General features: G+C 70.9%; 7 protein-coding genes and 1 riboswitch. Of the genes, 3 read left to right on the forward strand and 4 right to left on the reverse strand.

Annotation, left to right across the window (positions count from 1 at the left end; genetic code table 11):
- A partial coding sequence (bioB, locus tag AB0E14_RS39130) for a biotin synthase BioB (RefSeq protein WP_362430165.1) occupies positions 1-1038 on the reverse strand: 1038 nt, incomplete at its 3' end.
- Positions 1039-1182: 144 nt separating this feature from the next.
- On the opposite strand from bioB, the gene AB0E14_RS39135 reads away from it, so the two are divergent.
- Positions 1183-2352, forward strand: coding sequence for an 8-amino-7-oxononanoate synthase (locus AB0E14_RS39135; RefSeq protein WP_362430168.1), 1170 nt, complete (start codon positions 1183-1185; stop codon positions 2350-2352).
- 157 nt (positions 2353-2509) lie between these two features.
- Positions 2510-2950, forward strand: a complete 441-nt coding sequence (locus AB0E14_RS39140) for an ATP-binding protein (RefSeq protein ID WP_362430171.1) — start codon at positions 2510-2512, stop codon at positions 2948-2950.
- Positions 2951-3052: 102 nt separating this feature from the next.
- On the opposite strand, the gene AB0E14_RS39145 is transcribed toward AB0E14_RS39140, so the two are convergent.
- The 3 genes from AB0E14_RS39145 to AB0E14_RS39155 form a co-directional block, all read right to left on the reverse strand.
- Positions 3053-3529, reverse strand: a complete 477-nt coding sequence (locus AB0E14_RS39145; protein ID WP_362430175.1) for a C40 family peptidase — start codon at positions 3527-3529, stop codon at positions 3053-3055.
- A gap of 3 nt (positions 3530-3532) precedes the next feature.
- Positions 3533-3731, reverse strand: a riboswitch (cyclic di-AMP (ydaO/yuaA leader).
- A 314-nt stretch (positions 3732-4045) separates the two neighbouring features.
- On the reverse strand, positions 4046-4351 hold the full coding sequence (locus AB0E14_RS39150) for a hypothetical protein (protein ID WP_362430178.1): 306 nt from the start codon (positions 4349-4351) through the stop codon (positions 4046-4048).
- Between the two features lie 6 nt (positions 4352-4357).
- A complete protein-coding gene (locus AB0E14_RS39155) occupies positions 4358-4981 on the reverse strand; it encodes an ATP-dependent Clp protease proteolytic subunit (protein ID WP_362430181.1) in 624 nt (207 codons plus the stop codon).
- Positions 4982-5036: 55 nt separating this feature from the next.
- On the opposite strand from AB0E14_RS39155, the gene AB0E14_RS39160 reads away from it, so the two are divergent.
- A complete protein-coding gene (locus AB0E14_RS39160; RefSeq protein WP_362430184.1) occupies positions 5037-5312 on the forward strand; it encodes a type II toxin-antitoxin system Phd/YefM family antitoxin in 276 nt (91 codons plus the stop codon).
- Positions 5313-5482: the final 170 nt, after the last annotated feature.

The following is a 5482-nucleotide window of genomic DNA, read 5'->3' on the forward strand; positions in this document are numbered from 1 at the left end:
CTGCGCGATCGTCTCGATCGACAAGAAGTACCCGAAGCACGCGCAGATGGTCATGGTCGTGCCCGCGCCCTCCACCTCGAAGCCCGCGTCCGCGATCATGTCCAGGTCCGCCTTGCCGGCCTGGCCCTCGCTCGTCAGGTAGTCGCCGAGGAAGATCGAGTTCGCGATGTTCAGCGCGAGCGGCTGCATCGAGCGCAGGTGCACCTCGCGCCCGCCCGCGATCCGGACCTCGACGTCCGGGCAGACGAACCGGACCATCGCCAGGATCCGCAGGCAGCGCTGCGGGGTGAGGTTCCACTCCTTCGCCAGCGGAGTGCCCTCGAAGGGGATCAGGAAGTTGACCGGCACCGAGTCCGAGTCGAGCTCCCGCAGCGCGTAGACGACGTCGACCAGGTCCTCGTCGCTCTCGCCCATGCCCGCGATCAGCCCGGAGCAGGCCGACAGACCGGCGGCGTGCGCCTTCTGCACGGTGTCCACCCGGTCCGCGTAGGTGTGGGTGGTCGTGATCTCCCCGTACGTCCCCTCGGACGTGTTCAGGTTGTGGTTGTAGGCGTCGGCGCCCGCCTCGCGCAGCCGCTCCGCCTGACCGTCCGAGAGCAGTCCGAGGCAGGCGCAGACCTCGACGCCCTCGTTCTGCTCCTTGATGGCCTCGATCGTCTTGCCGACCCGCTCCACGTCCCGGTCCGTCGGCCCGCGGCCGCTCGCCACCAGGCAGACCCGCTTCGCGCCGCCCGCGACACCGGCGGCCGCCGCCTGCGAGGCCTCGTCCGGCTTCAGCCAGCTGTACTTGAGGATCCCGGCCGTCGAGCCGAGCCGCTGCGAACAGTACGAGCAGTCCTCGGGGCACAGCCCCGACTTCAGATTGACGAGGTAGTTCAGCTTCACGCGACGCCCGAACCACTGGCGGCGCACCTTGCCCGCCGCGGCCACCACATCGAGCAGTTCGTCGTCGGAGGTCGCCAGCACGGCGAGCGCTTCTTCACGGCTCGGCAGCTCGCGCCGCAGCCCCTTGTCCACCAGCGTGTTCAGCAGGTCCATAAGGGCTGATCCTTGCTTACGGCACACCCCGCGGCCAAGGAGGATCTGAACAAACGCGCAAGTTTGACGTGTGTGGATGACCACACCCTGTCCCTGGCCCCGGCCGGTTAGGGTCTGTGCGCTGCCTACAAAAGGATCTGGCCCATGCACCGGGACGAGGACACCCGCCGGACCCCGTTCGACTGGACCGACGCGGAGGCGCGCCGTCGCGCGGAGGCGGGGCTCGTCCGCACGCTGCGGCCCCGGTCCGCCGACGCGGAGCCGCTCGATCTGGCGAGCAACGACTACCTCGGACTGACCCGCCGCCCGGAGGTGACCGAGGCCGCGGCCGCGGCCGCCCGGCGCTGGGGCGCGGGGTCCACCGGCTCGCGTCTGGTCACCGGGACCACGCGGCTGCACGCCCGGCTGGAGAGCGAACTCGCCGCGTTCTGCGGCTTCGAGGCGGCCCTCGTCTTCTCCTCCGGCTACACCGCCAACCTCGCCGCGCTCACCGCGCTGAGCGGCCGTGACGCGCTGATCGTCTCCGACGCGGGCAACCACGCCTCGATCGTGGACGGCTGCCGGCTCTCGCGCGCCGAGACGGCCGTGGTCCCGCACGCCGAGCCCGAGGCGGTACGCAAGACCCTCCAGGCCCACCCGGACCGCCGGGCGCTCGTGGTCTCCGACTCCGTGTTCTCGGTCGACGGCGACCGGGCCCCGCTGCCGGAGCTGGCCGAGGCCTGCCGGGCGCACGGCGCCGGGCTCGTCGTGGACGACGCCCACGGCCTCGGTGTGCTCGGCGACGGCGGCCGGGGCGCCCTGCACGCCGCCGGGCTCGCGGGCGACCCCGACGTGGTCGCCACCCTCACCCTCTCCAAGTCCCTCGGCAGTCAGGGGGGAGCGGTCCTCGGGCCGGCCCGGGTGATCGAGCACCTGGTCAACGCGGCCCGGACGTTCATCTTCGACACCGGTCTCGCCCCGGCGGCCGTCGGCGCGGCCCTGAGCAGCCTGCGGTTGATCCGGGACGAACCCGGTCTCGCCGAGCGGGCCAGGACCGTCGCCGGCACGCTGCACCGGCTGCTCACCGAAGCCGGTCTGACCGCCGTGCGCCCGGACGCGGCCGTGGTCTCCGTCCGCGCGCCCTCGCCGGAGGCGGCGCTGCGGTGGGCCGCCGACTGCCGCGAGCAGGGGCTCGCCGTCGGCTGCTTCCGGCCACCGTCCGTCCCGGACGGCATCTCGCGGCTGCGGCTCACGGCCCGCGCGGATCTGACGGACGCCCAGATCGAGCAGGCCGTCGCCACGATCCTGCGGACGGCACCGGAGGCCTCCCACTGACGGGACCCAAATACGGTCTCTCGTCGCAGAGTTCACCGCTTCGAGCGACAAATATGCACATATCTTGGTGGATCGCCGGGCGGGGCGGGGCGATCGGTGGCAGTCTGACGCGCAGTGCAAACCGGGCCGGGCCCGGTGGGAAAGGGACAGCGTCGCCATGGCAGACCACCAGGAAGCAACCGTCACTCTGCCGAGCGATCCCGCCTCGGTGTCCGCCGCCCGGAGATATGTCGCCGACGTCCTGAGCGGGTGGGGGCTCGCGGGCGGCAGCGACACCGCCGACACGGTCCGGCTGATCGTCTCGGAGCTGGCCACCAACGCCGTCCAGCACACCTTCGGCCAGTCGCCCACCTTCACGGTCGACGTCCGTCTGGAGCGTGAGGAGCAGCTCCACATCGGCGTCACCGACAGCCACCCCCGCTGGCCGAAGCGGCTCCCGGCGGCGGTGCAGCAGGACAACGGACGCGGGATGGTCATCATCCGCATCCTGACGGCGGAGGCGGGGGGCAGGCTCTCCGTCACCCCGACCGACGAGGGCGGCAAGACGGTCTGGATCAAGCTCCCCTGGACCGTCTCGCCGGCGACGTCCCCGATCTGAGGAGCGACGGGTGCGGCGGCGCCACCGCACCCGTCCTCATGTCGGACCGGTTCCGTCGTCACGTCGGACCGGTTCCGTCCTCACGTCAGACCGGTCCGGTCGTCACCGGACCCGGCCGTAATACACCTTGGACGTCCAGATCTTGTCGAGCTTCACCCAGGAGCCCTTCTTGGGCGAGTGCCAGATCTTTCCGCTACCCGCGTAGATCCCCACGTGGTACACCCTTCCACCCGAGTGGAAGAAGACCAGGTCCCCCTTCTGCCTGCTGGACGCGGAGATGTGCCGGGTCTTGTTGTACTGCTGCTGCGCGGTACGGGGCAGCGACTTGCCCGCCTTCTTGTACGAGTAGAGCGTGAGCCCCGAGCAGTCGAACCGGGTCGGTCCCGACGCTCCGTACTTGTAGGGCGATCCCTTCTTGGAGGCCGCGATGTTCAGCGCCTTGCCGGCGTGCGACGTCGCGGCCTGGGCCTCCGGTGCGGCACCTGGTGCCAGCATCGTGCCGCCGAGGGCGGCGAGGGTGAGAGCCGAGACGGCTCCGGCCCGGGACAGCAGGGACGGGACATGAATCTGCGCAGTCATGCGCAACCCTTCGTCAGCCGCCTGTGAAGGATGACCTGTCGGGTTCGGGCTGGCGAAGACGCCCGGCCGCGGTTGCGGCTTCACCCCGAGGAACGGCCCGTTCGTGCCGGCCGTCCCGTACTGCTCGGGTCCTCCACTCCTGCCGATCCACTCCTGTCGACCAGACATCCGGGACAGCGGCAGGACTCGGCGTCCGCCCGGACCGCCCCGCCGCGGTGGCGGGGGCTTGTCGTCGTGAGGGATCTTGACCCACAACCTGGGCGAAATCCGAGCCGAAACGGCGTTATGTGAGGCTCCTCACGACTGATCCATTCGGGTGGACAGGCATGTTTCGTGATCGTCGGAGGTTTGGCGGACGAGTCCCGGACCAGGGGTGGAACGCCTGATTCCGCCAGATGCGTACACCCGTTGCGCAACTCACCCCGCGCATATGTCGATTCGTCGACTACGCCGAACGGGGGAGCGATTCTGCGGCCGCGCTGGGCCGACCGGCCCTCGACACGACACGGGGGAATGTCAACTCGCGGGTGTCCCCGGGAGGGTGACGCGCCCGGACCGGCGCTCCCCGTCCAACACCCGCAGGGCGCGCGCCAATGTCTCCGCGTGCACCTCGCTCTCGCCGCGCGTATGCATCGCCGTCAGCGCGTCACGCAGGGCGTTGGCCCGCCCCACCAGCGCCTGAGCCGCGCGCAGCGCCCCATAGGTATGCGACGCCCTGGATGGATTGATGCGGCCCAGCAGATCGACGACTTCGAGGTAGGCGTCGATGAACTCGCCCTCGGCGCGCGTCAGGGCGGGCAGCGGCGGCAGTTCGGGAACCATCCCGGCTCACCTCCCGGCGGCGCCGCCGGACGCCCCGCGGTTCTGGACGACATGGTCCACCAGGCCGTACGCGGTCGCGGCGGACGCGTCGAGGACGGTGGTGCGGTCGATGTCCGCGTCGATCCGCTCCCGGCTCCGGCCGGTGTGGGTGACCAGCATCCCCGCCAGCATCGCGCGCTGCCGCATCAATTCCCGTGCCTGGATGTCGAGATCGCTCGGCTGCCCCTGCAACGGTTCGTCCATCGAGGGCTGCTGGAGCACGACCCGTGCCCCGGGCAGCGCGAGCCGCTTGCCGGGCGCGCCGGCCGCGAGCAGCACGGCCGCGGTCGAGACGGCCTGCCCGAGGCAGGTGGTCTCCACCTCGCAGGTGACGACCTGCATCGTGTCGTAGATCGCGGACATGGCGCTCATCGAGCCGCCGGGGGAGTTGATGTAGAGCGCGATGTCCCGGTCGGGATCGGCGTACTCCAGGTGCAGGAGCTGTGCGATGACGTCGTTGGCCGAGGTCTCGTCGATCGGGGTGCCCAGGAAGACGATCCGGTTCTCGAGCAGCTTGGAGTACGGGTCGAGGGTCCGGCTCCCGAAGCTCGTGCGCTCGGTGAACTCGGGCAGGACGTAGCGAGCGTGCATGGCGGCGCCTCCTTGTAAAAAATGTACAGGACGTACAGGCCGTAAGATGAGGAGCATGGCCTACGAGATTCCGGTGACGCAAGCACGTGCAGAGCTCGCCGACCTGATCAACCGCGTGGTGTACGGCAACGAACGGGTCGTCGTGACCCGCCACGGCAAGCCGCTCGTGGCGCTGGTCTCGGCCGCTGACCTGGAACGACTTGAAGCGGAGGAGGAGGCGGCGGAGGAGCTGGCGGGCAGCGTGGTCTCCGAGATCCGCCCGTTCTCGTCCGCTCCGGGTGAACAGGGCCGCTTCGGCATCGCGGCCCGTCACCGCCCGCCCGGCAGCTGAGCGCTCCCGGGCGCGCCCGGCACATGAGAAAGCCGCGTGCCCCCGTCCGCTACAGCGGGGGCACGCGGCCGTACGAGAAGGGCGTCAGCCCACCGGCGCCGGTTCGGGCGCCGGGGAGGGCGCCGGCGCGTCGGCCGCCGCCCGGCTGCGCGCGCCGCCCACGTGCCGAG

The organism is Streptomyces sp. NPDC047981 (assembly GCF_040653315.1).
GTDB lineage: Bacteria > Actinomycetota > Actinomycetes > Streptomycetales > Streptomycetaceae > Streptomyces.

Excerpts from the sequence above, each read along its gene's own strand:
- AB0E14_RS39155 (WP_362430181.1), bottom strand. The coding sequence starts at position 4,981 with ATGCACGCTCGCTACGTCCTGCCCGAGTTCACCGAGCGCACGAGCTTC.
- AB0E14_RS39140 (WP_362430171.1), top strand. The coding sequence starts at position 2,510 with ATGGCAGACCACCAGGAAGCAACCGTCACTCTGCCGAGCGATCCCGCC.
- AB0E14_RS39135 (WP_362430168.1), top strand. The coding sequence starts at position 1,183 with ATGCACCGGGACGAGGACACCCGCCGGACCCCGTTCGACTGGACCGAC.
- AB0E14_RS39150 (WP_362430178.1), bottom strand. The coding sequence starts at position 4,351 with ATGGTTCCCGAACTGCCGCCGCTGCCCGCCCTGACGCGCGCCGAGGGC.
- AB0E14_RS39145 (WP_362430175.1), bottom strand. The coding sequence starts at position 3,529 with ATGACTGCGCAGATTCATGTCCCGTCCCTGCTGTCCCGGGCCGGAGCC.
- AB0E14_RS39160 (WP_362430184.1), top strand. The coding sequence starts at position 5,037 with ATGGCCTACGAGATTCCGGTGACGCAAGCACGTGCAGAGCTCGCCGAC.